At 64.2% G+C, this 24,807-nt stretch carries 26 protein-coding genes; 9 read left to right on the top strand and 17 right to left on the bottom strand.

The window, feature by feature from the left end; translation table 11 throughout:
- Positions 1–177: 177 nt before the first annotated feature.
- The 3 genes from cysD to XH90_RS05150 all read left to right on the top strand — a co-directional run bounded on the left by cysD (position 178) and on the right by XH90_RS05150 (position 5,461).
- Complete coding sequence (cysD, locus tag XH90_RS05160; RefSeq protein WP_194482595.1) at positions 178–972, top strand: sulfate adenylyltransferase subunit CysD; 795 nt, start codon at positions 178–180, stop codon at positions 970–972.
- A 20-nt stretch (positions 973–992) separates the two neighbouring features.
- Positions 993–2,909, top strand: coding sequence for an adenylyl-sulfate kinase (gene cysC / locus XH90_RS05155; RefSeq protein ID WP_194479521.1), 1,917 nt, complete (start codon positions 993–995; stop codon positions 2,907–2,909).
- Between the two features lie 386 nt (positions 2,910–3,295).
- A complete protein-coding gene (locus XH90_RS05150) occupies positions 3,296–5,461 on the top strand; it encodes a malate synthase G (protein WP_194479520.1) in 2,166 nt (721 codons plus the stop codon).
- Between the two features lie 78 nt (positions 5,462–5,539).
- On the opposite strand, the gene XH90_RS05145 is transcribed toward XH90_RS05150, so the two are convergent.
- The 3 genes from XH90_RS05145 to XH90_RS05135 all read right to left on the bottom strand — a co-directional run bounded on the left by XH90_RS05145 (position 5,540) and on the right by XH90_RS05135 (position 7,422).
- On the bottom strand, positions 5,540–5,695 hold the full coding sequence (locus XH90_RS05145; RefSeq protein WP_063694217.1) for a Thivi_2564 family membrane protein: 156 nt from the start codon (positions 5,693–5,695) through the stop codon (positions 5,540–5,542).
- Positions 5,696–5,980: 285 nt separating this feature from the next.
- The gene (locus XH90_RS05140; protein ID WP_194479519.1) at positions 5,981–6,634 is read right to left on the bottom strand and encodes a DUF2865 domain-containing protein; all 654 of its coding nucleotides are present in this window, start codon (positions 6,632–6,634) and stop codon (positions 5,981–5,983) included.
- A gap of 17 nt (positions 6,635–6,651) precedes the next feature.
- Complete coding sequence (locus XH90_RS05135) at positions 6,652–7,422, bottom strand: L,D-transpeptidase (RefSeq protein WP_194479518.1); 771 nt, start codon at positions 7,420–7,422, stop codon at positions 6,652–6,654.
- A gap of 206 nt (positions 7,423–7,628) precedes the next feature.
- Here XH90_RS05135 and XH90_RS05130 point away from each other — a divergent pair, with 206 nt between their 5' ends.
- The 6 genes from XH90_RS05130 (at position 7,629) to XH90_RS05105 (ending at position 12,193) form a co-directional block, all read left to right on the top strand.
- Positions 7,629–8,741, top strand: coding sequence for an AI-2E family transporter (locus XH90_RS05130; RefSeq protein ID WP_194479517.1), 1,113 nt, complete (start codon positions 7,629–7,631; stop codon positions 8,739–8,741).
- An 80-nt stretch (positions 8,742–8,821) separates the two neighbouring features.
- A complete protein-coding gene (locus XH90_RS05125; protein ID WP_194482594.1) occupies positions 8,822–9,193 on the top strand; it encodes a YqjD family protein in 372 nt (123 codons plus the stop codon).
- Between the two features lie 89 nt (positions 9,194–9,282).
- Positions 9,283–9,735, top strand: a complete 453-nt coding sequence (locus XH90_RS05120) for a hypothetical protein (RefSeq protein ID WP_194479516.1) — start codon at positions 9,283–9,285, stop codon at positions 9,733–9,735.
- 187 nt (positions 9,736–9,922) lie between these two features.
- On the top strand, positions 9,923–11,065 hold the full coding sequence (locus XH90_RS05115; protein WP_194479515.1) for an OpgC domain-containing protein: 1,143 nt from the start codon (positions 9,923–9,925) through the stop codon (positions 11,063–11,065).
- Positions 11,066–11,161: 96 nt separating this feature from the next.
- A complete protein-coding gene (locus XH90_RS05110; RefSeq protein WP_194479514.1) occupies positions 11,162–11,776 on the top strand; it encodes a TetR/AcrR family transcriptional regulator in 615 nt (204 codons plus the stop codon).
- Positions 11,777–11,833: 57 nt separating this feature from the next.
- Entirely contained in the window at positions 11,834–12,193 is a 360-nt protein-coding gene (locus tag XH90_RS05105) for a RidA family protein (RefSeq protein WP_194479513.1), read from the top strand.
- Positions 12,194–12,195: 2 nt separating this feature from the next.
- Here XH90_RS05105 and XH90_RS05100 read toward each other — a convergent pair whose 3' ends face one another.
- The 14 genes from XH90_RS05100 to urtB form a co-directional block, all read right to left on the bottom strand.
- Positions 12,196–13,854 carry an HWE histidine kinase domain-containing protein gene (locus tag XH90_RS05100; RefSeq protein WP_194479512.1) on the bottom strand — a complete coding sequence of 553 codons (1,659 nt, stop codon included), beginning with the start codon at positions 13,852–13,854 and terminating at the stop codon, positions 12,196–12,198.
- Positions 13,855–14,152: 298 nt separating this feature from the next.
- Positions 14,153–14,776, bottom strand: coding sequence for an urease accessory protein UreG (gene ureG, locus XH90_RS05095; protein WP_194479511.1), 624 nt, complete (start codon positions 14,774–14,776; stop codon positions 14,153–14,155).
- Positions 14,777–14,931: 155 nt separating this feature from the next.
- Positions 14,932–15,660, bottom strand: a complete 729-nt coding sequence (locus XH90_RS05090; RefSeq protein ID WP_194482593.1) for an urease accessory protein UreF — start codon at positions 15,658–15,660, stop codon at positions 14,932–14,934.
- Positions 15,641–16,288 (bottom strand): urease accessory protein UreE, encoded by a 648-nt coding sequence (locus tag XH90_RS05085; protein ID WP_194479510.1) that lies wholly within the window; start codon positions 16,286–16,288, stop codon positions 15,641–15,643. The genes XH90_RS05090 and XH90_RS05085 overlap by 20 nt, the downstream gene beginning before the upstream one ends.
- Positions 16,289–16,294: 6 nt before the next feature.
- Complete coding sequence (locus XH90_RS05080) at positions 16,295–16,594, bottom strand: putative quinol monooxygenase (protein WP_194479509.1); 300 nt, start codon at positions 16,592–16,594, stop codon at positions 16,295–16,297.
- A gap of 140 nt (positions 16,595–16,734) precedes the next feature.
- Positions 16,735–18,450 carry an urease subunit alpha gene (gene ureC / locus XH90_RS05075; protein WP_194479508.1) on the bottom strand — a complete coding sequence of 572 codons (1,716 nt, stop codon included), beginning with the start codon at positions 18,448–18,450 and terminating at the stop codon, positions 16,735–16,737.
- Positions 18,451–18,487: 37 nt separating this feature from the next.
- Positions 18,488–19,027 carry an HD domain-containing protein gene (locus XH90_RS05070; protein ID WP_194479507.1) on the bottom strand — a complete coding sequence of 180 codons (540 nt, stop codon included), beginning with the start codon at positions 19,025–19,027 and terminating at the stop codon, positions 18,488–18,490.
- A 3-nt stretch (positions 19,028–19,030) separates the two neighbouring features.
- The gene (locus XH90_RS05065) at positions 19,031–19,336 is read right to left on the bottom strand and encodes an urease subunit beta (protein ID WP_194479506.1); all 306 of its coding nucleotides are present in this window, start codon (positions 19,334–19,336) and stop codon (positions 19,031–19,033) included.
- 11 nt (positions 19,337–19,347) lie between these two features.
- Positions 19,348–19,650 carry an urease subunit gamma gene (locus XH90_RS05060; RefSeq protein WP_007605424.1) on the bottom strand — a complete coding sequence of 101 codons (303 nt, stop codon included), beginning with the start codon at positions 19,648–19,650 and terminating at the stop codon, positions 19,348–19,350.
- A gap of 24 nt (positions 19,651–19,674) precedes the next feature.
- On the bottom strand, positions 19,675–20,505 hold the full coding sequence (locus XH90_RS05055) for an urease accessory protein UreD (protein WP_194479505.1): 831 nt from the start codon (positions 20,503–20,505) through the stop codon (positions 19,675–19,677).
- 35 nt (positions 20,506–20,540) lie between these two features.
- On the bottom strand, positions 20,541–21,236 hold the full coding sequence (gene urtE, locus XH90_RS05050) for an urea ABC transporter ATP-binding subunit UrtE (protein WP_194479504.1): 696 nt from the start codon (positions 21,234–21,236) through the stop codon (positions 20,541–20,543).
- A gap of 3 nt (positions 21,237–21,239) precedes the next feature.
- Complete coding sequence (gene urtD, locus XH90_RS05045) at positions 21,240–22,001, bottom strand: urea ABC transporter ATP-binding protein UrtD (protein WP_194479503.1); 762 nt, start codon at positions 21,999–22,001, stop codon at positions 21,240–21,242.
- Positions 22,002–22,006: 5 nt separating this feature from the next.
- On the bottom strand, positions 22,007–23,176 hold the full coding sequence (urtC, locus tag XH90_RS05040; RefSeq protein WP_194479502.1) for an urea ABC transporter permease subunit UrtC: 1,170 nt from the start codon (positions 23,174–23,176) through the stop codon (positions 22,007–22,009).
- Positions 23,173–24,783, bottom strand: coding sequence for an urea ABC transporter permease subunit UrtB (gene urtB / locus XH90_RS05035; protein WP_194479501.1), 1,611 nt, complete (start codon positions 24,781–24,783; stop codon positions 23,173–23,175). Before urtB ends, urtC begins: the two co-directional genes overlap by 4 nt.
- Positions 24,784–24,807: the final 24 nt, after the last annotated feature.

The following is a 24,807-nucleotide window of genomic DNA, read 5'->3' as shown; positions in this document are numbered from 1 at the left end:
TTTCGAGCGCGCAAAGAGAAAATTTTTTCTTCTCTCTTGCACCGCAACTATAGAAAATTCGCCTCCAAACGCAAAGTGGCAGAGATGCATCTTCTCAGGACCGATTCCGGCGCAGATGGGCTGGGTTTCGCAGCTTCCGTTTCAGAGCAAAACGCGATCGAGCAGGCCGCGCCCAGCATGGACCATCTCGACCAGCTCGAGGCCCAGAGCATCTACATTTTCCGCGAGGCCTTTGCCCGCCTGAAGAAGATTGCCCTGCTGTGGTCGCTCGGCAAGGACTCCAACGTCATGATCTGGCTGGCGCGGAAAGCGTTCTTCGGCCGCGTGCCGTTCCCAGCCCTCCATGTCGACACCGGCAAGAAGTTTCCGGAGATGTATCGTTTTCGCGATCGTTACGGGAAAGAGTGGGAGCTCGATCTTCGTGTCGAGCCCTGCCCGCCCATCGATGCCGTCGATCCAACGCTGCCGCCGGCCGCCCGTTCCGCCGCGCGCAAGACCGAAGGTCTCAAGATGGCGCTGGCGAAATACGGCTTTGACGGCCTGATCGCCGGTATTCGTCGCGACGAGGAAGCCACCCGCGCCAAGGAGCGCGTGTTTTCGCCGCGCGGCCTGGAGGGCAATTGGGACGTGCGCGACCAGCCGCCCGAGTTCTGGGACCATTTCAACGCATCGCCGCCGCAGGGCGCGCATTTGCGTATCCATCCGATCCTGCATTGGACCGAGGCCGACATCTGGGCCTACACCAAGCGCGAGAACATCCCGATCATCCCGCTCTATCTCGCCAAGGACGGCAAGCGCTATCGCTCGCTGGGCGATCAGGACATCACCAATCCCGTCGCCTCGACCGCGTCGAACATCGACGAGATCCTGGCCGAGCTCGAGCAGACCAAGGTGCCGGAGCGCGCGGGCCGCGCGCTCGACCACGAGACCGAGGACGCTTTCGAGCGTCTGCGCGTCGCCGGCTATCTCTGATTCAAGGACGCATCGCGGTCATGAACATGCTCGTCACTCCTACGTCGCCCGCCACGCCGAACGGCACCACGCGTCCCCAAGTGCGCATTGTCATCGTCGGCCATGTCGACCACGGCAAGTCGACGCTGGTCGGTCGCCTCCTGCACGAGACCGGCAGCCTACCCGATGGCAAGCTCGAAATGCTCAAAGCCGTCAGCGCGCGGCGCGGCATGCCGTTCGAATGGTCGTTCCTGCTCGACGCGCTCCAGACTGAGCGCGACCAAGGCATCACCATCGACACCACGCAGATCCGCTTCCGCACCAATTCGCGCGACATCGTGCTGATCGACGCGCCCGGCCACGCCGAATTTTTGCGCAACATGATCACCGGCGCCTCGCAGGCTGACGGCGCGGTGTTGATCATCGACGCGCTCGAAGGCGTGCGCGACCAGACCCGCCGCCACGGCTATCTGCTGCATCTGCTCGGCGTGAAGCAGGTCGCCGTGGTCGTCAACAAGATGGACCGCGTCGACTTCTCCGCCGGCCGTTTCAAGGACATCAGCGACGAGATCTCGGCGCATCTCAACGGCCTCGGCGTGAAGCCGACCGCGGTGATCCCGATTTCCGCCCGCGACGGCGACGGCGTCGCCGAGCGCACCGGCCGCATTGGCTGGTACAAGGGCCCGACCGTGGTCGAGGCACTCGATCGGCTCGAACCGGCCCGGCCGCTGGAAGCGCTGGCGCTGCGGCTGCCGGTGCAGGCAATCTACAAGTTCGACGACCGTCGCATCGTGGCCGGCCGCATCGAATCCGGGAGCCTGATTGCCGGCGACGAGATCGTGATCATGCCCGCGGGCAAGATCGCCAGGATCAAGACGGTCGAGAGCTGGCCGGTGACGCCGGTCGCTGGCCGTCAGGGTGCCGGCCGCTCGGTCGGCATCACGCTCGACCGCGAATTGTTCATCGAGCGCGGCGACATCATCGCGCATGCGAGCACCGCTCCGCGCGAGACGCGCCGACTGCGCGCGCGCATCTTCTGGCTGCACGACAAGCCGCTCGCCAAGGGGGACCAACTGCTGGTCCGCTGCGGACCGAAGGAAAGCCGCGCCACCGTCGTCGCCATCGAGAAGGCGGTCGACCCCGGCGAGCTATCGAGCAGCGAGAACAAGGCGATCGGCCGCAACCATGTCGGCGAGATCGACATCTCGCTGTCCAATCCGATCGCAACCGATCCCTACACGGAGAATCCCCGCACCGGCCGCCTTGTGATCGAGGTCTCCGGACGTATCGCCGGCGGCGGTCTCGTGCTGTCGGTCGATGCCGGCCAGCGCGCCGTGCCCGTCGACATCGTGCCGGTGGAATCGGCGCTGCGCGCCGACGAGCGCTCGGCGCGCTATCGCCACAACGGTGCCGTGGTCTGGCTCACCGGCCTGCCCGCCTCCGGCAAGTCGACGCTGGCGAAGGCACTGGAGCGGCGTCTCTTCACCAACGGCGGCTCGCCGATCCTGCTCGACGGCGACACGCTGCGTGCCGGACTCAACGGCGATCTCGGCTTCTCCGCCACCGACCGCAGCGAGAACATCCGCAGGCTGGCCGAGGTCGCGACGCATCTGGCGCGCAACGGCCATATCGCCATCGTCGCCGCCGTCTCGCCCGCCCGCGAGGACCGCGCCACCGCACGCCGCATCGCCGACACCGCGTTCCGCGAAATCCATGTCGCGACGCCGGCCGATGTCTGCGAGGAGCGCGACCCCAAGGGCCACTACAAGAAGGCCCGCGCCGGCGCGCTGGCCTCGTTCACCGGCATCGGCAACGACTACGAGCGGCCGGAGGCGGCTGAGCTTGTGATCGACACCTCGACGCGGACGGTTGCCGAGGCGGCGGATGAGATCGAGCAGATGCTGAAGACATCAGGCGTGCTGTTCGACGAACTCGTGGACCTCGCCGCGAATATTTGAGGCGGACGTCCGCGTGGTGCGCACACTGCCGCCACGCAGGCAGTGCGTTCCCTCCCCCCTTGTGGGGGAGGGTTAGGGAGAGGGGTCCACACGGGGACTCTCTCAAGCGAGAACTGATACGCCTTTTCCTGGGCTACCCCTCTCCCCCGCCCTCCCCGCAAGGGGGGAGGGAGCGCATTTGCGCGTGCGGCGTCGAGCCGGACTCAAGCCTGTAAAACGAGCAGCCCTGGACACCTCGTCTTGACATTTTGACAAGCCCCTTGGGGTCTTCTCACCGCACCGATTTTGGGGCTAATAGGTCCTGAAAGCCGCCCCTTATGGGCGCATTTTGCTGCTCGCGGGTCAAAGGCAGCCAAAAACAGCCATTTCCAACAAGAAAGACCATCATGAAACGCGTCGACGCCCACGGATTGAAGATCGCCCCCGTCCTTTTCGATTTCATCGCCAAGGAAGCCGCCCCGAAAACCGGGATCGCGCCGGATGCGTTCTGGGCCGGGGTGGCGGCCATCATCAAGGAGCTGGGGCCGAAGAACCGCTCGCTGCTCGCCTTCCGTGATCAGCTCCAGGCCAGGATCGACGACTGGCACCGTGCCCACAAGGGCAAGGCGTTCGACCTCGACGCCTACACGGCTTTCCTGAAGGAGATCGGCTATCTCGTGCCGGAGCCGGCGACGCAGAAGGTCGAGACCGCCAATGTCGACGAGGAAATCGGCAAGATCTGCGGCCCGCAGCTGGTCGTGCCGCTCACCAATGCGCGCTATGCGCTGAACGCGGCAAATGCGCGCTGGGGTTCGCTGTATGACGCCTTCTACGGCACCGACGCGATCCCGCACGATCCCACGGAGAGCGGCAAGGGTTACAACAAGGCGCGCGGCGACAAGGTGATCGCCAAGGCCAAGGCGTTCCTCGACGCCGCCGTGCCGCTGGCGACCGGCAGCCACACCGACGTCACCGCCTATAGCGTCGTCGCGGGCCAACTCGCCGTGAAGCTGAAGAGCGGCAACGCCACAGCGCTGAAGAACTCGGCTCAGTTCGCCGGCTTCCAGGGCGATGCAGCCGCACCGTCAGCGGTGCTGCTGGTCAACAACGGCCTGCATGTCGAAGTGACGATCAACCGCAACAGCGCGATCGGCAAGGACGATCCGGCCGGCGTCGCCGACATGGTGATGGAAGCCGCGGTCTCGACCATTCTCGACATGGAAGACTCGGTCGCCGCCGTCGATGCCGAAGACAAGGTGCTGGTCTATCGCAACACGCTCGGGCTGATGAACGGTACGCTGTCGGCGGACTTCGAAAAGGGCGGCAAGACGCTGACCCGTTCGCTCAACGCCGACCGTTCCTACAAGACGCCTGACGGCAAGGGCGAGGTGAAGCTGCACGGCCGCAGCCTGCTGCTGATGCGCAATTGCGGTCACCACATGTTCACCGACGCGGTGCTGGACGAGGCCGGCGAGGAAGTGCCGGAAGGCCTGCTCGACGCAGCGGTCTCGGGCCTGCTTGCCATTCACGACCTCAAGGGCAACTCCAAGACCAAGAACAGCCGCACGGGCTCGGCCTATATCGTCAAGCCGAAGATGCACGGCCCCGACGAGGTCTCGTTCACCTGCGAGATCTTCAACCACGTCGAGAAGATGCTGGGCCTGACTGAGAACACGCTCAAGGTCGGCATCATGGACGAGGAACGGCGCACCACCGTCAACCTCAAAGCCTGCATCCAGCGCGCCTCCAAGCGCATCATGTTCATCAACACCGGCTTCCTCGACCGCACCGGCGACGAGATCCACACCTCGATGGAAGCGGGTCCGATGATCCGCAAGAACGAGATGAAGGCGCAGGCCTGGATCAAGGCCTATGAGGACTGGAACGTCGACATGGGCCTGATCGACGGCCTGCCCGGCCATGCCCAGATTGGCAAGGGCATGTGGGCCGCGCCCGACAAGATGGCGGACATGCTGCAACAGAAGCTCGCGCATCCGCAGGCCGGCGCCACCACGGCCTGGGTGCCCTCGCCGACCGCCGCCACGCTGCATGCCCTTCACTATCACCAGGTCAACGTGATCGCGCGCCAGCAGGAGCTCACGAAGGGTGGTCCGCGCGCAAAGCTCTCCGACATCCTCACCATTCCGGTGTCGAAGTCGAACTGGGCGCCCGACGACGTCAAGCAGGAGATCGACAACAACTGCCAGGGCATTCTGGGTTACGTCGTGCGCTGGATCGACCAGGGCGTCGGCTGCTCCAAGGTGCCTGACATCCACGATGTCGGCCTGATGGAAGACCGCGCGACACTGCGCATCTCCAGCCAGCATCTCGCCAACTGGCTGCACCAGGGCGTGATCAGCGAAGCGCAGGTGATGGAATCGCTCAAGCGCATGGCCGTCGTCGTCGACAAGCAGAACGAAGGCGACGCAATCTACAAGCCGATGGCGCCCGGCTTCGACGGCGTCGCCTTCAAGGCCGCCTGCGACCTCATCTTCAAAGGCCGCGAGCAGCCGAACGGCTACACCGAATACATCCTCACCGCGCGCCGCCGCGAGGCGAAGGCAGCGGGCTGATAGGATCGCTTGTTTGGACATCAAAAGCCCCGACGCGTGTCGGGGCTTTTTTGTTGGGCAGTTGCGTCGTCCGCCAGTCTAGAAAACCGCGAGATATTTCAGAAGCGAGACAATGCCGATGATGATGACGATGACGCGCGCGATCTGCTTGGCGCGGCCGTCCATCGGCAGCATGTTGATGAGGTAGAGCACGAGAATGATGACGAGAAAGGTGACGAGTACGCCGACCAGCATCGCAGGGTCCCCTTCAGGCAATTGCTAACGAGGTCCTAACGCCTGTCTCGCGCGCCGGTTCCATCGACGCAACCCCTTACAAATTATGAGAAATGAGCAATTCTACCGGCAGAGCCGCCAGCTGACCTCCTCCTCGCAGATGCGTTTGACGCAAAGCCGCCAGCTCGGCGATCAGGGCAGCGATTTCCTGGGCAAGATCCGAGCGGCGTAAGGCCGCGGGAAGGCGATCGCCACATCTCGATGTCATCCTGGCGAAAGCCAGGATGACGCCAGGCGAAGCACGTCCTACTCCTTTGCCACCACCGGCACCTGGCGGAATTTCGCGCGAATCTTGTCCGGCAATGGCGAGAAGTTCATCGCGACACCGCGGCGATCGTTGGCGTTGCGGTTGGCGACGACGAGGCCGTCGCTGCCTGCAACGATATCGCCCTTGCGCAGGGTCGGGTCGTCCTCGATCTTGACCTGCGCCAGCCCGACCGGATCCTTGCCGTTGCAGGTACAGCCCGCGACGATCTCGTTACGGTAGCGGAAGGCGTTGGGCAGGTCCGAATAGGATTTGCCCTTGTCCGTCGTGGCATCGTCGATATCGTTGCCATAGACCAGTGAGGTCTCTGACGCCGGACAAAAGCTCTTGCAGGACTGCGCCTTGCTCTCTGCATCCGCCCCTTGCGCCGGGAAGTAGCGGCCATCGCAGCCGCGCACGCAAAAGGCCGTGCCGCCGCCATAGGACGCACGCTGGCGCGGTGCGTCATAGCGCGGCATGTCGTCGTTCGGGAACGGCACGCGGATTTCCGGCGGCGGCCGCATGCGGAAGCCGCCGAACAGCGCCGAGAAAAAATCCTCCGCATGCGCCGACGGCGTCAGCGCAAGGCCGACGGAAGCGACCGCGACGAACGCAGCCGTTCCGCCGACGAGCTTTCTGATCGAACGTCTCATCATGTAACCTCGCTAGACTCCTAATCCACCGACGACGCAGAAATATTCAGCGCCTGGCGCCCCGAATGCAGCGTCGTCACCACCGGCCGCCTGCGCACGGGATCGCCGCCGCGCGCCATCAGCGGTGCGTTCTTCGGCAGCACCACGACCTTGGCGCCGACGCTGACGCGGCTGAACAGGTCGGTCACGTCCTCGTTGGTGAGACGGATGCAGCCGGAGGAGACGAACTTGCCGATCGTGGTGGGATCGTTGGTACCGTGAATGCGGTACTCGCTGGAGCCGAGATACATCGCGCGCGCCCCCAGGGGATTGCCGGGGCCACCGGCGACGAATCGCGGCAGATAGGGCTGGCGCGCGATCATCTCTGCAGGCGGATGCCAATCCGGCCATTCTGCCTTGCGGCTGACGCTCTGCACGCCCGACCAGGTGAATCCCTCGCGGCCGACGCCGACACCGTAGCGCAAGGCGCGTCCGTTACCGAGCACGTAGTAGAGATAGGTGTTGGCGGTATCGATCACGATGGTGCCCGCCGGCTCGTTGCGGTCGAAGCTGACGATCTGCCGGCGCAGGCGATCCGGCAACACCGCATCCTCGTCGGCGGCTTGCGGCGCTTCGCTCGCATAACCCTGCGAATAGGCCTGATCCTGCGGATAGAACTGCGGCTGCATCGCCGCGTAGCCGAGCGTTTGCGCCTGGGCCGCGATCGGCATCGTCAGCAAAGCTGTCGCAAATGCACAGGCGGTGACCACGCGCGGCGAAAAGCTGCGACGGACTAACGAGAACTTTGTCATGTGCTGCCCCGTTGGATGTGCATCTGGGTGATGCTGCTGTCCCGTAAACGCCGCAGCGCCGACTCAAGTTCCGGCGCTTCGTGCGGCAGCCGAGTCACAGTCAAGCGAGTGCGACTTCACGAAGCCGCGATGGAACCCCGCCGGCCCCAGCGCGTTGTCGCTCCATCAATGCGCGCTCGGAGGCTTTCCGTGCGGGGAGAGATATTGTGCGCGTCCTTCCCAATGAACGACTGATTTCCGGCGACAACGAAGGCACCCCGCTTCCCGACAGCCATAGCGAGCTGCCGCCGGTGATCCGGCGCACCGAGTTCGTCGCCTTTGCCTTGGCCGGCCTGCTCCTGATCGCCGTTGTCGCCGTGCTCTACGTCGCCAAGGCGTTTTTCCTGCCAGTGGTGATGGCCATCGTTGCCGGCACCATGCTGTCGCCGGCCGCGACCTTTCTGGAAAAGCGGCGCGTGCCGCGAGCCGTCGGCGCCGTCCTCATCGTCATCGCCGTAACCGCGATGGTCGCCTTCGTGTTCGCGCTGATTGCAGCACCCGCCATGGAGTGGAGCTCGCGCCTGCCGGAGCTCGGCGCGCAGCTCAAGGAGAAGATGCATGTCTTCGACCGGCCGCTGGCGCTGTGGCGGGAGCTTCAAGGCATGGTCGGCGGCTCCGAGGGGCTGCCGAGCTTCCAGCTTCCCAAGTTCGAATGGGTGCAGCCGACGCTGGAATTCCTGTCGCCGACCTTCGCCGAATTCCTGCTGTTCTTCGCGACCCTGATTTTGTTCGTCGCAAGCTGGCGCGATTTGCGGCGCGCATTGATCATGACGTTCGGCGAGCGCGACGCACGGCTGCGCACGCTGCGGATCCTGAACGAGATCGAGGTCCATCTCGGCAACTATCTGCTGACGGTGACCATCATCAATATCGGTGTGGGCATCGCGACCGGCATCGTTTGCGGGCTCACCGGGATGCCGAATCCGGCCGGCCTCGGCGCCCTTGCCGCGGCCCTCAACTTCATCCCCATCATCGGACCGGTCGCGATGTTCGTCGTTCTGGTCGTGGTCGGGCTCGTCGCCTTTCCGACCCTCGGCGGCGGGTTGATGGCCGCGCTCGCGTTCGGCGGTGTCACCTTCATGGAAGGGCACTTCGTCACGCCGACCATCATCGGCCGCAGGCTCGCGCTGAATGCGCTCGCCGTGTTCATCGCGCTCGCTTTCTGGACCTGGCTGTGGGGCCCGATGGGCGCGTTCCTGTCGTCACCCCTGCTGATCGTCGGGTTGATCCTGAAGGAGCACCTGATGCCGGAGAATTCGCCGCAGCTTCCGCAGGCGTGAGGCCCGCCGCGAAACGGAACTTCCCCGAAGACGAGGCGTTTTCCGGCTATCATCGCCGCCGACAGTTTTGGAGCCCCTTGATGTCAATGAGCAATGGCGAAACCGGGATGAGAGACTGGACTGACAAAGCCACCGCAGAACGCCTCGAGAAGGATGTAGCAGCCGTGAAAAGCGATATCGCCGCCCTCACCGATCAGATCACCGACGCCCTCAACACGTTCGCCAACGCCACGGGCAAGCAGGCCCGGCGCGGTTACAAGCAGGCGCGCGACAACATGGATTCGACGTTCGACGATTTCTCCGAGCGCGGCAGCGCGATGATGGGCGCGGCGCAGGACGCCTACGGCTCGATCGAGGAGACGCTGGAAGATGCGATCACGCAACGGCCACTCGCGACCGTGGGCGTCGCACTCGGCATCGGCTTCCTGGTCGGTTTTGCCTGGCGCCGCTAGACGCCCGATAGATCTTGCGGTCACGACGGCCTGTGCCGACGTGACCGGCTGGTGACGAATTGGCTTGTGGGGATCCGAGGAGCAAGACCGTGTTTCAACGCATCATCGACGGCATCAGCGCATCGACGGGTACGACCGTGCGGCTGACCTCGCTGGCGGCCGGTGCGGCGTTCGCGCTGTTCGTCACCACATGCTTCCTCTGCGCGGCAGCCTTCATCGCGGTGCTGGAAAAGTACGGCCCGGTGCAGGCCTGCCTCGCTGGCGCCGGTATCTTCTTCCTGCTGACGCTGGCAGCCGCCGGGACCTATTGGGGTTACAAACGGCAGATGCGGACGCGCGCGCGCATTGCCGCCGAACGCGCTGCGAAGGCGGCCCCGAGCATGCTCGCCGATCCCATGCTGATTGCGACGGGCTTGCAGGTCGCCCGCGCCATCGGCGTGAAGCGGCTCTTGCCGATCCTGGCCATCGGCGGCGTTGCACTCGGAATCATGGCGAGCCGTGCCGGCGCTGCGGACGAGGCTTCGGCCGAGCCGGCCGAGTAAGGCGAGACCGCACTAAGAAAGTTGCGCTGACGGCCGGACGAACAAGCCGATCGAAATTCAACAGCCCATTTCTGCGCAATCTTTCATCACGCGCGGTCATCCCCTGCTGGCTTCACGCAATCGCTACTCGGATAGGCAGGCGGTTGCCGCTAAAAGCATCGCCCTGATTCCAAATGAAATCTTTAGCATGAAGCCGTCTGTCAGGGCGAACCTCGCCGCATTCCATCACGACGCCAGGCTCTATTTGACGCTCGGGATCGCCAATTGGTCGGTGTTCGTCGACCACATCCCGAACAACGTCGTCAACCTCCTGACGCTGCGCAATTTCGGCTTCAGCGGCGCGGCAGACCTGTTCGTATTCGTCGTGGGCTATGGCGTCGCCATCATCCATGGCAAGATGGCGGTCGAGCGCGGCTATGTCGTCGCCGCGACGCGCATCTTCCGCCGCGTCTGGCGGCTCTATGCCGCCTACGTCGTGCTGTTCGTGATCTACATCGACGCCATCGCCTATGTCGCGTCGCAGTCGATGGCGCCGGAGATCATCAGCGACTACAACATCTCGGGTATTCTCGAGCACCCGCTGCGCATCCTGGTCCAGGGATTGGTGCTCCAGGAAGAACCGCTCAACCTCGACCTGCTGCAGCTGATGATTCCGCTGATGGCCTTCTTCCCATTCGCATTGTGGGGCCTGCTGCGACGTCCGAACCTGACTCTGGCCGCATCTGTCGCCCTGTATCTCGCTGCGCGCCGGTTCGGCTGGACCTTTCATGCCTATCCCGACCTGGAATGGACCTTCAATCCGTTCTGCTGGCAGATGTTGATGGTGCTGGGCGGCTGGTTCGCGGTGACCGGCGCGTCAGGTCACGGCCTGCGCCGCCTGCCCTGGCTCCGGGAGCTCGCGGGTGCCTATCTCGTCGCGGCGATGGCGATCACCCTGATGCGGCACTCGCCGACGCTGTCCGCCTATTTTCCTGACATCGTGCTCGACGGCATTTCGTCGACCGACAAGGAAAGCCTCGCGCCCTATCGCGTGATCCATTTCCTCGCGCTGGCCTTCATCGCAACCCATCTCATTCCGGCCGACCATCCGGGGCTGCAATGGAAGCCGCTGCAGATGGTGATCAAATGCGGCGAGGAATGGCTCGCCGTGTTCTGCGTCGGCGTGTTCCTGTCCTTCGCCGGGCACCTGATCCTGATCACCGGCGCCAATCTGGTCGTCATGCAGATCGGGGTGAGCCTCGTCGGTTTCGCCGCGATGACGGCTGTGGCCTACTATATCTCCTGGTCGAAGCGGCAGGACGCGCCCGCGGCCTTTCGGCAGCGCGCCTAGCCGGGACATCAGCGCGATTCCGCTAGGACCGGCGCCGCGCCTGCGCTATGCGGGACGAGGCGGCCTGCGGCGGCGCCTCTGTGCAGGGAGACCGGCTTGGTCATAGCGAAAGGCACCTCCGATACGGTCACGAGTGCGCCCCGGCGCGGCCGGCCGCGCTCGATCGAGACCACCAATGCCATCCTCGAAAGCGCCTACTCCCTGATGGCCGCGACCGGCCTTGCCGCGACCACGATCGACGCGGTGGCGCGCCATTCCAACGTCTCCAAGATGACGATCTACAAATGGTGGCCGTCGCGGGAGGCACTGCTGATCGACGCCTTTCTCCATCACGCCGCCCAAATGCTACCGCTGCCGCCGGTGAGCGCGGGTACGCCCGCGGTGCGCGCGCGCCGCCATGCCGCGGCCTATGCCGAGGCCCTGCAAGGCGAGTTCGGCAAGGTGCAACTGGCCGTCATCTCCGAATGCATCTCCAAGACAGGCTCGGCGGAGCTGTTCTATGCCCGCTATCTCCAGTTCCGCCGCGACGCGCTGGTCGAGATGATCGCAACAGGCCAACGTGACGGCAGCATTTTGGCCGAAGCGCCGGCCCAGGATCTCTACGACGCGATCTATGGCAGCCTGTTCTACCGCTACATCTTCGGGATAGCGCCGATTACGCCGGCCTATGCGCGATCTCTGGTCGATCTGGTGTTGCGGCCGAAAGGCTAGACCTTGCGCCGGATCCGACAAAATCTCACCCTATTCGACAGGAGCATTGTTCTCATCATGATCAGGCGCATCTTGCCATACGAAGGGCTGCTCCACGAAGTGGTCGAGCATGCGGGCGTGCTTTACATCGGCGGGATCGTCCCCGAGGACACGAGCCTCGACATGTCCGGTCAGGCAACCGACGTGCTCGGTCAGCTGTCGCGGCTGTTGGAGACGCTCGGGTCCGACGTAGCCAACGTCTTGCAGGTGACCATCTTCATGACCGATCTGAGCGAGAAGGCCGCGTTCAATGCGGCCTGGAAGGCGCACTTTGCGGAAGCTCATTTGCCCGCGCGTGCCGCCGTCGGCGTGGCCGATCTCGGCCCGGGCGTGAAACTCGAGATGACCGCCATCGCGGCTCGCATGAGTTCGACCTGAAGCTACCGCACCGCCTTCACCGGCTGCGACAGCTTTTCCGTTCGATCACGCTCAGTCATATCGACGACCGTCTCCATCGGCGCAGTCAGCTCATAGACGTAGGAGACGTCGGTGAAGTAGCGCTTGGCGGTGCCGCCGAGCGCTTCGGGCGCGACACGGTCGAGCAGGATCAGGCCGAAATCCGAATCCGGCCGGCGCGTCGCCTCGCTGGTGTTGAACTCCTCCCAGCGGAAGTGAAACACCGTCTCGGGCTCCTCGCCCGTCACCGTCCAGTTCGCGGTGATGTGCGGATGCTTGCCGACCAGCGACAGGCCTTCGTCCGAATGCGAGGCCAGCTCGAAGAACAGGAGCGAGAGGCTTTGCGCGGCGCGCGCGCTGACCGCGATGTCCGGACCGCTGACCGCGATCCGATCGGCATGCGGAATGGCGCGCGCTTCGAACAGGCCCTTCAGCTTGACGCCCTGCCACTGGCTCTCGCTGAGCAGCGAGACCACGTTGGACATCGCGTGGATGCGGCCGATCAACAGCTCGCGCGCGACGTCGATGTCCGAACCATGGCGCAGGGTTCGCGTTACGATCGACTGGATCACGGCAAGGATGTTCTTCACGCGATGATTCAGCTCGTCGATGACAGCCGTCAGCCGCCGCTCGAATCCGATCCGCACCTGGATCTCGCGGCTGAGCCTCAGGTTGTTGTAGGCGACGTAGCCGAACAGGCCGCACACCATCGCTGTGATGGCGAAGCCGATCGCCGCCACGATGATCGCGGTCTGCTCGGCACGCCGCGCCGAATTGGTCTTGGCGTAATAGCCGAGCTGCCAGTCGCGGCCTCCAAAGCTGATGGTGCGCGTTGCCGACGGGGCCGGGCCGTCCGGCGACGTCATCCGGGTGGAGACGACGCCCTGGTCGTTGGCAATCAGTTCACTGCCCTCCTTGCGCGGGTCCTTCAGCGCGACCGAGAACAACGAAAGATCGTCATTGGTCAGCATCAGCGAGGCGAGCTCGTAGGAGAACGTGATGAACCCAACCGGCTCGGTGGCGCCCTCGGGGATGACGGGAGCGGCGACGATGACGCCGATCGGACCGTTCCCGCGCAAGAGGGGTACCGGGTCGGAGGCGACCGACCGCTTCTCGACCCTGGCCCGCGTCAACATCGCGCTGCGAACCGGATCGTCATCGTAACTGCGGCCCGGGAGTGCCTTCGTCTCGTCGCTGCGCGGCTCGAGGTCCATCAGCACGTCGATCGGATGGGTGAGGCTGGCGGGGTCGATCGGCTTGTCGCTGTAGTCGCGAATCTGGGGCTTCGGGAAGCCGGCGGTCGCGATCGCGGTCTGTGCCGCAGCGAGTTCGCTCGGCTGGAGCCGGGCGATCCAGCCGGCCACCACGAAGTCGGTCTTGAAGGCGTAGATCGCCGATCGCAGCGGCTCCAGCATATTGGGTTTCAGCACCGACGGCGCGCGGAACAGGCCTGAGGCGACACGCGCCAGTAGCTCACGCTCGGTCGACCTGTCCTGGACAAGGCTCGCATGAACGTCGATCGCACGCGCCAGCGCAATGCGATCCAGCGCCAGCTCCTGGTCGTGGACACGATAGGCCGCAAGCCCCGAGAGCAAAGCTCCGAGCAGAGCGATGAAACCGATGATGAAACCCAGCCGGACCACGCGACTACTCAGGCGAAGTCGGGAGGTCGGCAATAAACACGGAGCATATGAACGCCGCTCGAACGGCCATGTGCCGAAACAGGGTGGAGCCCAGTGGCAGGGATAATGACGGAGGAGGCATCTGTACGCAACTTGGGTCGCCCAAAAAGCTTAATCCGCCCGGCCGAACGTCTGGCCAGGAACGGCTTTGCCGGGGCACAGGAGGTAGATAATCGCCGTGTCCGAAATTTGTTCCGCAAACGCGGATCTGCCCCAGACGTTAACGGCGGAAATGCCTGCGCCATCTCGCCGCGGCCGATCAGCCCGCTCGTTTCAGCCCACCTTTGGTCTCGATGAAGCCGACGATGCGGTCGAGGCCTTCGCTCTTCTTCAAATTGGTCATGACGAAGGGACGCTCGCCGCGCATGCGCTTGGCGTCGGTATCCATCTTCTCGAGGGACGCACCGACATGGGGCGCGAGATCGATCTTGTTGATGACCAGAAGGTCCGAGCGGGTGATGCCGGGGCCGCCCTTGGACGGGATCTTGTCGCCGGCGGCAACGTCGATGACATAGATGGTCAAATCGGCCAGCTCCGGGGAAAAAGTGGCGGCGAGATTGTCGCCGCCGGACTCGATCAGCACGAGATCGAGCCCGGGGAATTTGGCGCGCATGTCCGCCACCGCAGCGAGATTCATCGAGGCGTCCTCGCGGATCGCAGTGTGCGGGCAGCCGCCGGTCTCGACGCCGGCGATGCGGTCCGGCGTCAGCGAGCCGGAGCGCACAAGGAATTCCGCATCCCATTTGGTGTAGATGTCGTTGGTGATCGCGGCGATGTCGTAACGCTCGCGCATGGTCTTGCAGAGCAGGTCCATCAACGCAGTCTTGCCCGATCCAACGGGGCCGCCGACGCCGACACGCAAAGGGCCGTGAGAAGTTGCCATTGAGATTGTTTCCTATCGTCGTCCTGGCAAAAGCCAGGACCCATTACCACCGAACTTTGTCGTCGCGGCAAGCCGAGGCCGCACGGGTGCACGCGCAGTAGTGGCTATGGGTCCTGGCTTTCGTCAGGACGACGACGGAGTGCACAGCCCGACCGTCATGACCGAAACAGCCGCGTATATTGCGTCTCGTGCCGCAGGCTGGCGAGATCGGCGCGGAAGATGGCGCTGCCGAGATCGCCCAATGTCGCGTTCAGCGCCCGATTTGCGGTCACCGCGACGGCGGTTTCCAGCGTGACCAGCACACGCTGGCTGTCGGTCTGGCCGAGCGGAACGAGCCGGCTCGCCGCAGAAATCCAGTTCGAGACCAGCGCATGCAGGAAGGCGTGCAGTGTCGGGGCCAGCGGCACGCCATGCATCGCGGCAACGACGCCGACAGCGACGGGATAGACCAGCGGCGTCCGGCACGCCGCGACCATGGCATCCAGGCCCACGGCATCCCACGCCGCGCGGGAGATTTCGATGAAGGCTCGGCCCTGCGAAGTGGTCTCGAGCTGCCGCTCGCGCGAGGGCACGAACGCGGCCGCGAGTTCCGCAATATCGCACAGAGTGTTGTCGTCGCCGGCTTCGGCAGCGCGATAGGCATGAACCAGGAAGGTCGCATCGCAAAAGCCGGAGCCATCACTGAGCATCGCGTCGAGCCAATCGGCGAGCGTTGCGATGTCGGCGATATCGCCGGCTTCGACCGCCCATTCGATGCCGCTGGAATAGGAGAATCCGCCGACGGGAAACGCCGGCGACAGCCACGTCATCAGCCGGTACAGCGCCGCAGCCTCGCGGTCGGCGAGGTCGCCCGCGCTGACAGGCTCATTTGTGGTCATGAGCATGTTTGTGGCCGTGGTGATGGTCGGGATGGTCGCAGTGTTCGTCGTGGTGGTGGTGATGATCATGATCATGCGCGGCATGATCGTGCTGATGGTCAAGGCCGTGATGATCATGTTGATGATGGCCATGATCATGGTGGCCGTGACCATGATGACCATGCTCGTGACGTGCATGGTCATCGTGTCCGTGCGCATGGCCGGCATCGGCATAGGCACCGCCTTCGGGATCGAACGGCGCTTCGATCTCGATCACCTTCGCGCCAAGTCCCTGCACCATCGCCTCGATGACGTGGTCGCGGCGGATGCGCAGGCTCTTGGCCATGAGCTGCGTCGGCAGATGGCGATTGCCGAGATGCCAGGCGACGCGGATCAGATGGTGCGGGTCGCGGCCGCGGATCTCGAGCAGCGGCTCGGGTGCCGCGACCACTTCGACCAGACGGCCGTCCTCCAGCAAGAGCGCATCGCCGCCGCGCAGTGCCACCGCGTTCTCCAGGTCGAGCAGGAATTCGAGGCCCCGCGTTCCCGTCATCGCCATGCGGCGACGGTGCCGATCGTCGAAATCGAGCACGACCGTATCCGCCGGCGTTTCCGTGAAGCGGTGCTGTCCCTTAACCTGCGTCGCCCGGATCATGCGCTGTTACCTCGTCTCGACCTTCTCGGGCGTGATGACTTCGATCTTCGGGGGCGCGGTGAAGCACTTCACCGCGACACGGCCGAACGTCTTCATGTGCTCCTGGCCGCGATGCGGCACGAGCGCCTCGGCATTTTCCCACTGCTCGACGAACACCATCTTGGTGGGGTCGGTGACGCTTTCGTGCAGATCGTAGGCGATATTGCCGGGCTCCTTCCGCGTCTCCCTGATGCAGGCGGTGGCGGCTGCAATGAATTCGGCGCGGGTTTCGGGCTTGATGGTCAAGGTGGCAACGACGTAGATCACGAGAAATCCTCCCGGCTTTTCTTCTGAAGGGTTAGATACCGGCCGGGACATTAGACCAGCCGGGATCGAACGCAAAACCGGAAAAGCCGCCCCAGGACATGCAATCGGCATGCGCCGGGGACATGCGTCGAGGCGCTATTTCAGTACATGAAATATCGCTGCGCCATCGGTAGCACCTCGGCAGGCGGACAGGTCAGCAGTTCGCCGTCGGCGCGCACCTCATAGGTCTCCGGATCGACCTCGATATTTGGCGTGGCGTCGTTATGGATCATGCTCTTCTTCGAGATCTTGCTGCGGGTATTCTGGACCGCATAGAGCTTCTTCTCGATGCCAAGCTTTCGCGCAAGGCCGCCCGTGATGGCAGCCTTCGAGGTGAAGACGACGGAGGATGCCGTGCGCGCCCTGCCGAAGGCGCCGAACATCGGCTGGTAGTGCACCGGCTGCGGCGTCGGGATCGAGGCGTTGGGATCGCCCATGGGCGCCGCGACGATTGAGCCGCCCTTGACGATGCAGTCGGGCTTGACACCGAAGAAGGCCGGGGACCACAGCACCAGATCGGCCAGCTTGCCCTTCTCCACCGAGCCGATCAGCTTCGACACGCCATGCGCGATCGCCGGATTGATCGTGTACTTGGCAATGTAGCGCTTGACGCGGAAATTGTCGTTGTCCTTGCCCTTGTCCTGCGGCAGCGAGCCGCGCTGCTTCTTCATCTTGTCCGCGGTCTGCCAGGTCCGGATGATGACTTCGCCGAGGCGGCCCATCGCCTGCGAGTCCGACGACATCATCGAGAGCGCCCCGAGATCGTGCAGGATGTCCTCGGCCGCGATGGTCTCCTTGCGAATGCGGCTTTCCGCGAACGCCAGATCTTCCGCAATCGACGGATCGAGGTGGTGACACACCATCAGCATGTCGAGATGCTCGTCGATGGTGTTGCGCGTGAAGGGCCGCGTCGGGTTGGTCGAGGACGGCAGCACGTTCTTGAGCCCTGCGACCTTGATGATGTCAGGCGCATGGCCGCCGCCGGCGCCTTCGGTGTGGAAGGCGTGAATGGTACGGCCCTTGAAGGCCTTGATGGTGTCCTCGACGAAGCCGGACTCGTTCAACGTGTCGGAGTGCAGCATGACCTGGATGTCGTAATCGTCGGCGACCGACAGGCAGTTGTCGATCGCGGCCGGCGTGGTGCCCCAATCCTCGTGCAGCTTCAGCGCACATGCGCCGGCCTTGATCATCTCGACCAGGGCTGCGGGCCGCGAGGCGTTGCCCTTGCCGGAAATGCCGAGATTGACCGGGAAGGCATCGAACGACTGGATCATCCGCCCCATGTGCCAGGGTCCCGGCGTGCATGTCGTGGCGAAGGTACCGTGCGAGGGCCCGGTGCCGCCGCCGAGCATCGAGGTGACGCCTGACATCAGCGCATGCTCGATCTGCTGCGGACAGATGAAATGGATGTGGCTGTCGAAGCCGCCGGCGGTGAGGATTTTTCCCTCGCCCGCGATCACATCGGTGCCGGGGCCGATGATGATGGTGACGCCCGGCTGGATATCGGGATTGCCGGCCTTGCCGATCGCCGAGATCATGCCGTCCTTGATGGCGACGTCGGCCTTCACGATGCCCCAGTGATCGACGATCAACGCGTTGGTGATGACCGTATCGGCCGCGCCCTGCTTGTTGGTGACCTGCGACTGGCCCATGCCGTCGCGGATCACCTTGCCGCCGCCGAACTTCACCTCCTCGCCATAGGTCGTGAAATCCTTCTCGACCTCGATGATGAGATCGGTGTCGGCCAGCCGCACCTTGTCACCAGTGGTCGGGCCGAACATGTCGGCGTAGACGGAACGCTTCATCTTGACGGACATCACAAGCCCCGTTTGCGTTTGAATTCCAGTTCAGTGCTCACAGCGAGGCCCTCGCTTTTCGCACCATGTCGTCGAATCTCGCGTCGAGCCAGGCGTTACCGCCACGGCAGCCGGCGACGACCTGCTCGGCCCAGCCGGCATAATCGGCGAGATCGTCGCGCTCGTCCGCAGTCGGATCGGAATGAATACGCGCGCCGATATTGCTGACCTTGTCGGCGATCTTGATCAGCTTTGCGCTGGCCGATTTCTTCGGCGCCTCGACGACCTGCAGGCGCCGCCGCTCGGCCTTCGACAGACTCATGTCGTCGGTGCATTCGACGACGAGGGAGGCAACCCGGTCGGAGAATACCTGCGCCAGCTCGTCGCGCGTGGTGTCGGTATCCTCGATCACATCGTGCAGCCAGCCAGCCGCAACGAGCTCGGCATCAGCGCCGTCAGTCGCCGTTGCCACCAGGTTCGCGACCTCGGCGAGATGGTTGATGTAAGGCTCGTTCCCCCGCCCCTTGCGCGCCATGCCATTGTGCCGGCGCGCGGCCAGCTCAGCAGCTTCCGAAATGAGGCGAACGGCGGGAAGCATGAATCACAGCTTCCCCATCACGTCACCGCGGAAGCCGTAGATCGTCTTCTTCCCCGCGAGCGCGACGAGCTGGACGTTGCGGGTCTGGCCGGGCTCGAAGCGGACGGCGGTGCCGGCGGCGATGTCGAGGCGCATGCCGCGGGCTTTCTTGCGGTCGAACTTCAGCGCCGGATTGGTCTCGAAGAAATGGTAGTGCGAGCCGACCTGTATCGGTCGGTCGCCGGTGTTGGCGACCGTGAGCGTCACAGTCTTGCGGCCGGCATTGAGCTCGATCTCGCCGTCCTGGATGAAGAGTTCGCCGGGGATCATGCTTCTCGCTCCTACCTGATCGGTTCGTGCACGGTGACGAGCTTGGTGCCGTCAGGGAACGTCGCCTCGACCTGGATGTCGTGGATCATCTCGGGGATGCCGGGCATCACCTGGTCGCGGGTGAGCACCTGTGCGCCCGATTGCATCAGCTCGGCGACCGTGCGGCCGTCGCGCGCGCCTTCGAGGATGAAATCGGAGATGATCGCGATCGCCTCGGGATGGTTGAGCTTGACGCCGCGATCCAGTCTGCGACGCGCCACAATCGCCGCCATCGAGATCAGAAGCTTGTCCTTTTCGCGGGGAGACAGGTTCATGAAGAATCTCTTCCGTTCAAATCGTCAATTCAGCCAGAGCCGCGGCAAGGCCGCACCCGTGCACGCCAGCACGGCCATCATGTCGGCACGCAAACGCGCCGCATCTTGGGCACAGAACCGCGCCATTGCAAAGCCATTCCAGGCGGATATTCCGACCTCGCCGGCAAAAGAGCCCGAGGCTTCGCGAATGCGTTCGACCAGCGCCTCGTCGCCGGGCACCATCAGCGCCGTACCGATCGCAGCACCTGCCTTGGCGACCGCCGACCGCGCCAGCTTTTCACCGATCTGGCCGTCGAGCCTGATGGTCTCGGCAAAAATCAGTTTGCCGCCACGGCGCAGCCGCCAGCGGTCGACGAATTCGCCCTGTTCCAGGCGCTCGCCCATGGCGGTGCGGCCGAATACGACAATCTCGCAAAGCAGTAGCGAAGCGGCGTTATCGAGTTCGATGTCGAAGCGGCGATGCACCCGTGCGCGGTCGAAGAGGATCGTCTCCTGGGGCAGCCAGCCGAGGTGCGCGTCGGCACCAACCTTCAAGGAAATGTTGAGCTGCGCCACCGCCCCCGGCGCGCGATAGATCTTTTCAGCGGCCGCCGTCGTCAGCGTCAAACGCGAGCTATCTGCGGCCGAGATCTCGATGTCGAACCGATCGCCGCCGGCAACGCCTCCGGCCGTGTTCACGAACACCCCCGACAGGCCGTCGTCCTCCGGCGAGGGAAAGCGCACACGGAGCGAGCCGGATTCATGCAGGGCGCCCCGCCGCGTCACGCCGTCACGGGCGTGCACGTCGAAGCGCACCGCGCCTCGAGCACGATTGGCTTCAAACACCGAAGATATCGCTAAAGCGTCGCTGCGCATCCGTCTCCCCAGCCGGCCGCGGCAGAAATCTGGAATTACAGCGCCATCTGGCGGCTGATTTCGGCCGGGTCGAGATTGGAGCGGTCGCAGGTGAACTTCACCGCACCGCGATCCATCACCGCAAAACTGTCGCCGAGTTCGCAGGCAAAGTCGAGATATTGTTCGACCAGCACGATGGCGATGTTGCCGAGGTTGCGCAAGTAGGAGATGGCGCGGCCGATGTCCTTGATGATCGAGGGCTGGATGCCTTCGGTCGGCTCGTCCAGCAGCAGCAGCTTCGGCCGCATCACCAGCGCGCGCCCGATCGCGAGCTGCTGCTGCTGGCCGCCGGAGAGATCGCCGCCGCGCCGGCCGAGCATGGATTGCAGCACCGGAAACAGCGAGAACACGTCGTCCGGAATGTTCTTGTCCTGGCGCTTGAGCGGACCGAAGCCGGTCTTGAGATTTTCCTCGACCGTCAGCAGCGGAAAGATCTCACGGCCCTGCGGCACGAAGCCGATGCCTTTGCGCGCCCGCTCATAGGGCTTGAGGCCGGTAATGTCGCTGCCATCGAACACGATTGCGCCCGAGGAGATCGGATATTGCCCGACCATGGCGCGCAGCAACGACGTCTTGCCGACGCCGTTGCGCCCGAGCACGCAGGTCACTTTGCCCGGCTCGGCCGCGATCGAGACGCCGCGGAGCGCCTGCGCCGCGCCGTAGAACAGGTTGATGTCCTTGACCTCAAGCATCGCTCAGCGTCCCAGATAGACTTCGATGACCCGCTCGTTCGACGAGACCTGGTCGATGGTTCCTTCGGCGAGCACGGTGCCTTCATGCAGGCAGGTGACCTTGACCCCGAGCTCGCGCACGAACGTCATGTCGTGCTCGACCACCATGACGGTGTGGGTCTTGTTGATTTCCTTGAGCAGCTCGGCGGTGAGATGCGTCTCGACGTCGGTCATGCCGGCAACGGGCTCGTCGACGAGGAGCAGTTTCGGATCCTGCGCCAACAGCATGCCGATCTCGAGCCACTGCTTCTGGCCGTGGCTGAGGCTGCCGGCGAGGCGGTTGCGGGCGTCGGTGAGACGGATCGTCTCCAGCACCTTGTCGATGCGCTCGGACTCGGCCTTGCTGCCGCGCCAGAACAGCGTGCCCTTGACGCTGTGGTCGACATTGAGCGCCAGCAGCAGGTTGTCCTGCACGGTCTGGCTCTCGAACACGGTCGGCTTCTGGAATTTGCGGCCGATGCCGAGCTCGGCGATGCGGGTCTCGTCCAGCCGCGTCAAATCGGTGACGCCGTCGAACAGCACCGTCCCCTCGTCAGGCTTGGTCTTGCCGGTGATGATGTCCATCATCGTGGTCTTGCCGGCGCCGTTCGGGCCGATGATGGCCCGCATCTCGCCCGGCTCGAGCGTCAGCGACAGATTGTTGATGGCATGGAAGCCGTCGAACGAGACGTGTACGCCGTCGAGATAGAGCATCGCGGATGTCGCGCGGGTATCCATGACGTTCATGACAGCTACTCCGCCATCTTGGGTTCGGTGATGGCGTCTTCGGCCGCCGCACTTGCAGTGGCCGACGCAGAGCGCTTCTCTTTCGACTGATCGCGCCAGGCATTGAAAGTGCCGACAATGCCCTTCGGCAGCAGCAGCGTCACCAGGATGAACAGCGCACCCAGCATGAACAGCCAGTACGGCGCCAGCACGCCCGAGGTGAAGAAGGTCTTGGCGTAGTTGACCACGATGGCGCCCAGCGCCGCGCCGATCAGCGTGCCGCGCCCGCCGACTGCGACCCAGATCACCGCCTCGATCGAATTGCCCGGTGCGAATTCGGATGGATTGATGATGCCGACCTGCGGCACATAGAGCGCGCCGGCGACGCCCGCCATGCAGGCCGACAGCGTGAATACGAACAGCTTGTAGGACTCGACGCGGTAGCCGAGGAAGCGGCTGCGGGATTCCGCGTCGCGGATCGCGATCAGCACCTTGCCGAGCTTGGAGGACACGACCGAGCGGCAGATCAGGAAGCTGAAGATCAGCGCCAGACAGCTCAGCGCGAACAGCGCCGCGCGCGTGCCCTCGGCCTGAACGTTGAAGCCCAGGATGTCCTTGAAGTCGGTCAGTCCGTTATTGCCGCCGAAGCCGAAATCGTTACGGAAGAAGGCGAGCAGCAACGCATAGGTCATCGCCTGCGTGATGATCGACAGATACACGCCAGTGACGCGGGAGCGGAAGGCGAGCCAACCGAAGCAGAAAGCGAGCAGGCCAGGTACGATCAAGACCATCAGCGCGGCGAACCAGAACATGTCGAAGCCGTACCAGGTCCAGGGCAGCTTCGAGTAATTCAGGAACACCATGAAGTCGGGCAAGACAGGATTGCCGTAGACGCCACGGGCGCCGATCTGCCGCATCAGATACATGCCCATGGCGTAGCCGCCGAGCGCGAAGAAGGCGCCGTGGCCTAGCGAGAGGATGCCGCAATAACCCCAGATCAGGTCGATCGAGAGTGCGAGGATCGCGTAGCAGACATACTTGCCCCAGAGCGCGACCAGATAGGTCGGCACCTGCAGGAACGAATCCGACGGCAGCAGCAGGTTGGAGAGCGGGATGAGGATGCCGCAGGCAGCGACGACGGCGAGGAAGATCGCCGCGCCGCGGTCCAGCGATCGCGTCAGCATGTGAGGGGTCATGCTTCCACCGCGCGGCCCTTGAGCGCGAACAGGCCGCGCGGCCGCTTTTGAATGAACAGGATGATCAGGACCAGAATCGCGATCTTGCCGAGCACGGCGCCTGCGACCGGCTCCAGGAACTTGTTGGCGATGCCGAGCGTGAAGGCGCCGACCAGCGTACCCCAGAGATTGCCGACCCCGCCGAACACCACGACCATGAAGCTGTCGATGATGTAGCTCTGGCCGAGATTGGGGCTGACATTATCGATCTGCGACAGCGCCACGCCGGCAATGCCGGCAATGCCCGAGCCGAGCCCGAAGGTCAGCGCGTCGACACGCGAGGTGGCGATGCCCATCGAGGCCGCCATGCGGCGGTTCTGTGTCACCGCGCGCATCTCCAGGCCGAGCGCGGTGTAGCGCAGCATGGCGAGCAGGATCGCGAATACCGCAAGCGTGAAGACGAGAATCCAGAGCCGGTTGTAGGTGATGGTGATCTGGCCGAGATCGAACGCGCCGCTCATCCAGGAGGGGTTGCCGACCTCGCGGTTGGTCGGGCCGAACATGGTGCGCACCGCCTGCTGCAACACCAGCGACAAGCCCCAGGTCGCGAGCAGCGTCTCCAGCGGCCGGCCATAGAGGAAGCGGATGATACTGCGCTCGATCAGCACGCCAATGGCGCCGGCGACGAGGAAGGCGAGCGGCACGGCAATCAGCAGCGAATAGTCGAACAGTGCGGGATAGCGGGTGCGGATCACCTCTTGCACCACAAAAGTGGTGTAGGCCCCGATCATCACCATCTCGCCATGGGCCATGTTGATGACGCCCATCACGCCGAAGGTGATGGCGAGCCCGATCGCCGCCAGCAGCAGTACCGAGCCGAGCGACAGGCCGTACCAGGCATTCTGCACCGTCGACCAGATCGCGAGCGAGTTCTGGATCGAGCCGATCGCGCTCGTCGCGGCCTTCGATACGGAGGCCGGCTGGTCGGAGCCGATGTCGGCCAGCAGCGCCAGCGCTTCCTGATCGCCGCGCGCCCTGATGGTGGCGACCGCTTCGAGCTTCTGCACTTCGGTGGCGTCGGACTTGAACAGCAGGATCGCCGCGCGCGCTTCGCCGAGCGCAGTCTTGACCGCTTTGTTGGTTTCCTTGGCAAGTGCACTCTCGACGGGATCGAGCGCCGTCTCTTCGTGCGACTTGAAGACGGATTGAGCGGCCTGGAGCCGCGTATCGAGATCGGGCGACTGCAGCGTCAGGCTGCCGAGCGCGGCATCGACGCTGCGGCGCAGGCGATTATTGAGGCGAACAGCGCTGGCGCTGTCGGGTACGCTGGCAACGGCCTCACCGGTCGCGGCGTCGATCGACTTGCCGTCGGTACCCGTGACGTAAACCTTCTTGCTGTCGGGATCGGCCATGAGACGACCGTCCTGGAGCGCGCTGATGATCGGAAAGGCGAGCTTGTTGCCGCTGCTTGCGACTACGCCGATCGCGTCATCGGTGTCGGAAAAATCGTCGTTGGCGAATTTGGCGACCGCATCCTCGAACGGACCGGCAAAGGCCGGCAGCGCGAACGCGATCAGGAACAGCGAAAGAACAAGGGTCGAGAGACGAGCAGATAGTTTGGTTGGCACTGGATCACCCCGGCAGAAGTGGGG

It is taken from the genome of Bradyrhizobium sp. CCBAU 53338 (genome assembly GCF_015291665.1).
Lineage (GTDB): Bacteria > Pseudomonadota > Alphaproteobacteria > Rhizobiales > Xanthobacteraceae > Bradyrhizobium.
The sequence above is the reverse complement of the archived record's forward strand: the minus strand, read 5'-3'. Positions and strand labels throughout refer to the sequence as shown.

What these genes read in the sequence shown, in the direction of transcription:
- ureC (WP_194479508.1), bottom strand. Translation starts at nt 18,450, where the DNA reads ATGTCCGTCAAGATGAAGCGTTCCGTCTACGCCGACATGTTCGGCCCG.
- XH90_RS05115 (WP_194479515.1), top strand. Translation starts at nt 9,923, where the DNA reads ATGAAGCCGTCTGTCAGGGCGAACCTCGCCGCATTCCATCACGACGCC.
- cysC (WP_194479521.1), top strand. Translation starts at nt 993, where the DNA reads ATGAACATGCTCGTCACTCCTACGTCGCCCGCCACGCCGAACGGCACC.
- XH90_RS05140 (WP_194479519.1), bottom strand. Translation starts at nt 6,634, where the DNA reads ATGATGAGACGTTCGATCAGAAAGCTCGTCGGCGGAACGGCTGCGTTC.
- XH90_RS05090 (WP_194482593.1), bottom strand. Translation starts at nt 15,660, where the DNA reads ATGCTCATGACCACAAATGAGCCTGTCAGCGCGGGCGACCTCGCCGAC.
- cysD (WP_194482595.1), top strand. Translation starts at nt 178, where the DNA reads ATGGACCATCTCGACCAGCTCGAGGCCCAGAGCATCTACATTTTCCGC.
- urtD (WP_194479503.1), bottom strand. Translation starts at nt 22,001, where the DNA reads ATGAACGTCATGGATACCCGCGCGACATCCGCGATGCTCTATCTCGAC.
- XH90_RS05085 (WP_194479510.1), bottom strand. Translation starts at nt 16,288, where the DNA reads ATGATCCGGGCGACGCAGGTTAAGGGACAGCACCGCTTCACGGAAACG.
- XH90_RS05060 (WP_007605424.1), bottom strand. Translation starts at nt 19,650, where the DNA reads ATGAACCTGTCTCCCCGCGAAAAGGACAAGCTTCTGATCTCGATGGCG.
- urtE (WP_194479504.1), bottom strand. Translation starts at nt 21,236, where the DNA reads ATGCTTGAGGTCAAGGACATCAACCTGTTCTACGGCGCGGCGCAGGCG.
- XH90_RS05055 (WP_194479505.1), bottom strand. Translation starts at nt 20,505, where the DNA reads ATGCGCAGCGACGCTTTAGCGATATCTTCGGTGTTTGAAGCCAATCGT.
- XH90_RS05065 (WP_194479506.1), bottom strand. Translation starts at nt 19,336, where the DNA reads ATGATCCCCGGCGAACTCTTCATCCAGGACGGCGAGATCGAGCTCAAT.
- ureG (WP_194479511.1), bottom strand. Translation starts at nt 14,776, where the DNA reads ATGGCAACTTCTCACGGCCCTTTGCGTGTCGGCGTCGGCGGCCCCGTT.
- urtC (WP_194479502.1), bottom strand. Translation starts at nt 23,176, where the DNA reads ATGACCCCTCACATGCTGACGCGATCGCTGGACCGCGGCGCGGCGATC.
- XH90_RS05135 (WP_194479518.1), bottom strand. Translation starts at nt 7,422, where the DNA reads ATGACAAAGTTCTCGTTAGTCCGTCGCAGCTTTTCGCCGCGCGTGGTC.
- XH90_RS05125 (WP_194482594.1), top strand. Translation starts at nt 8,822, where the DNA reads ATGTCAATGAGCAATGGCGAAACCGGGATGAGAGACTGGACTGACAAA.
- XH90_RS05145 (WP_063694217.1), bottom strand. Translation starts at nt 5,695, where the DNA reads ATGCTGGTCGGCGTACTCGTCACCTTTCTCGTCATCATTCTCGTGCTC.
- XH90_RS05105 (WP_194479513.1), top strand. Translation starts at nt 11,834, where the DNA reads ATGATCAGGCGCATCTTGCCATACGAAGGGCTGCTCCACGAAGTGGTC.
- XH90_RS05070 (WP_194479507.1), bottom strand. Translation starts at nt 19,027, where the DNA reads ATGCTTCCCGCCGTTCGCCTCATTTCGGAAGCTGCTGAGCTGGCCGCG.
- XH90_RS05150 (WP_194479520.1), top strand. Translation starts at nt 3,296, where the DNA reads ATGAAACGCGTCGACGCCCACGGATTGAAGATCGCCCCCGTCCTTTTC.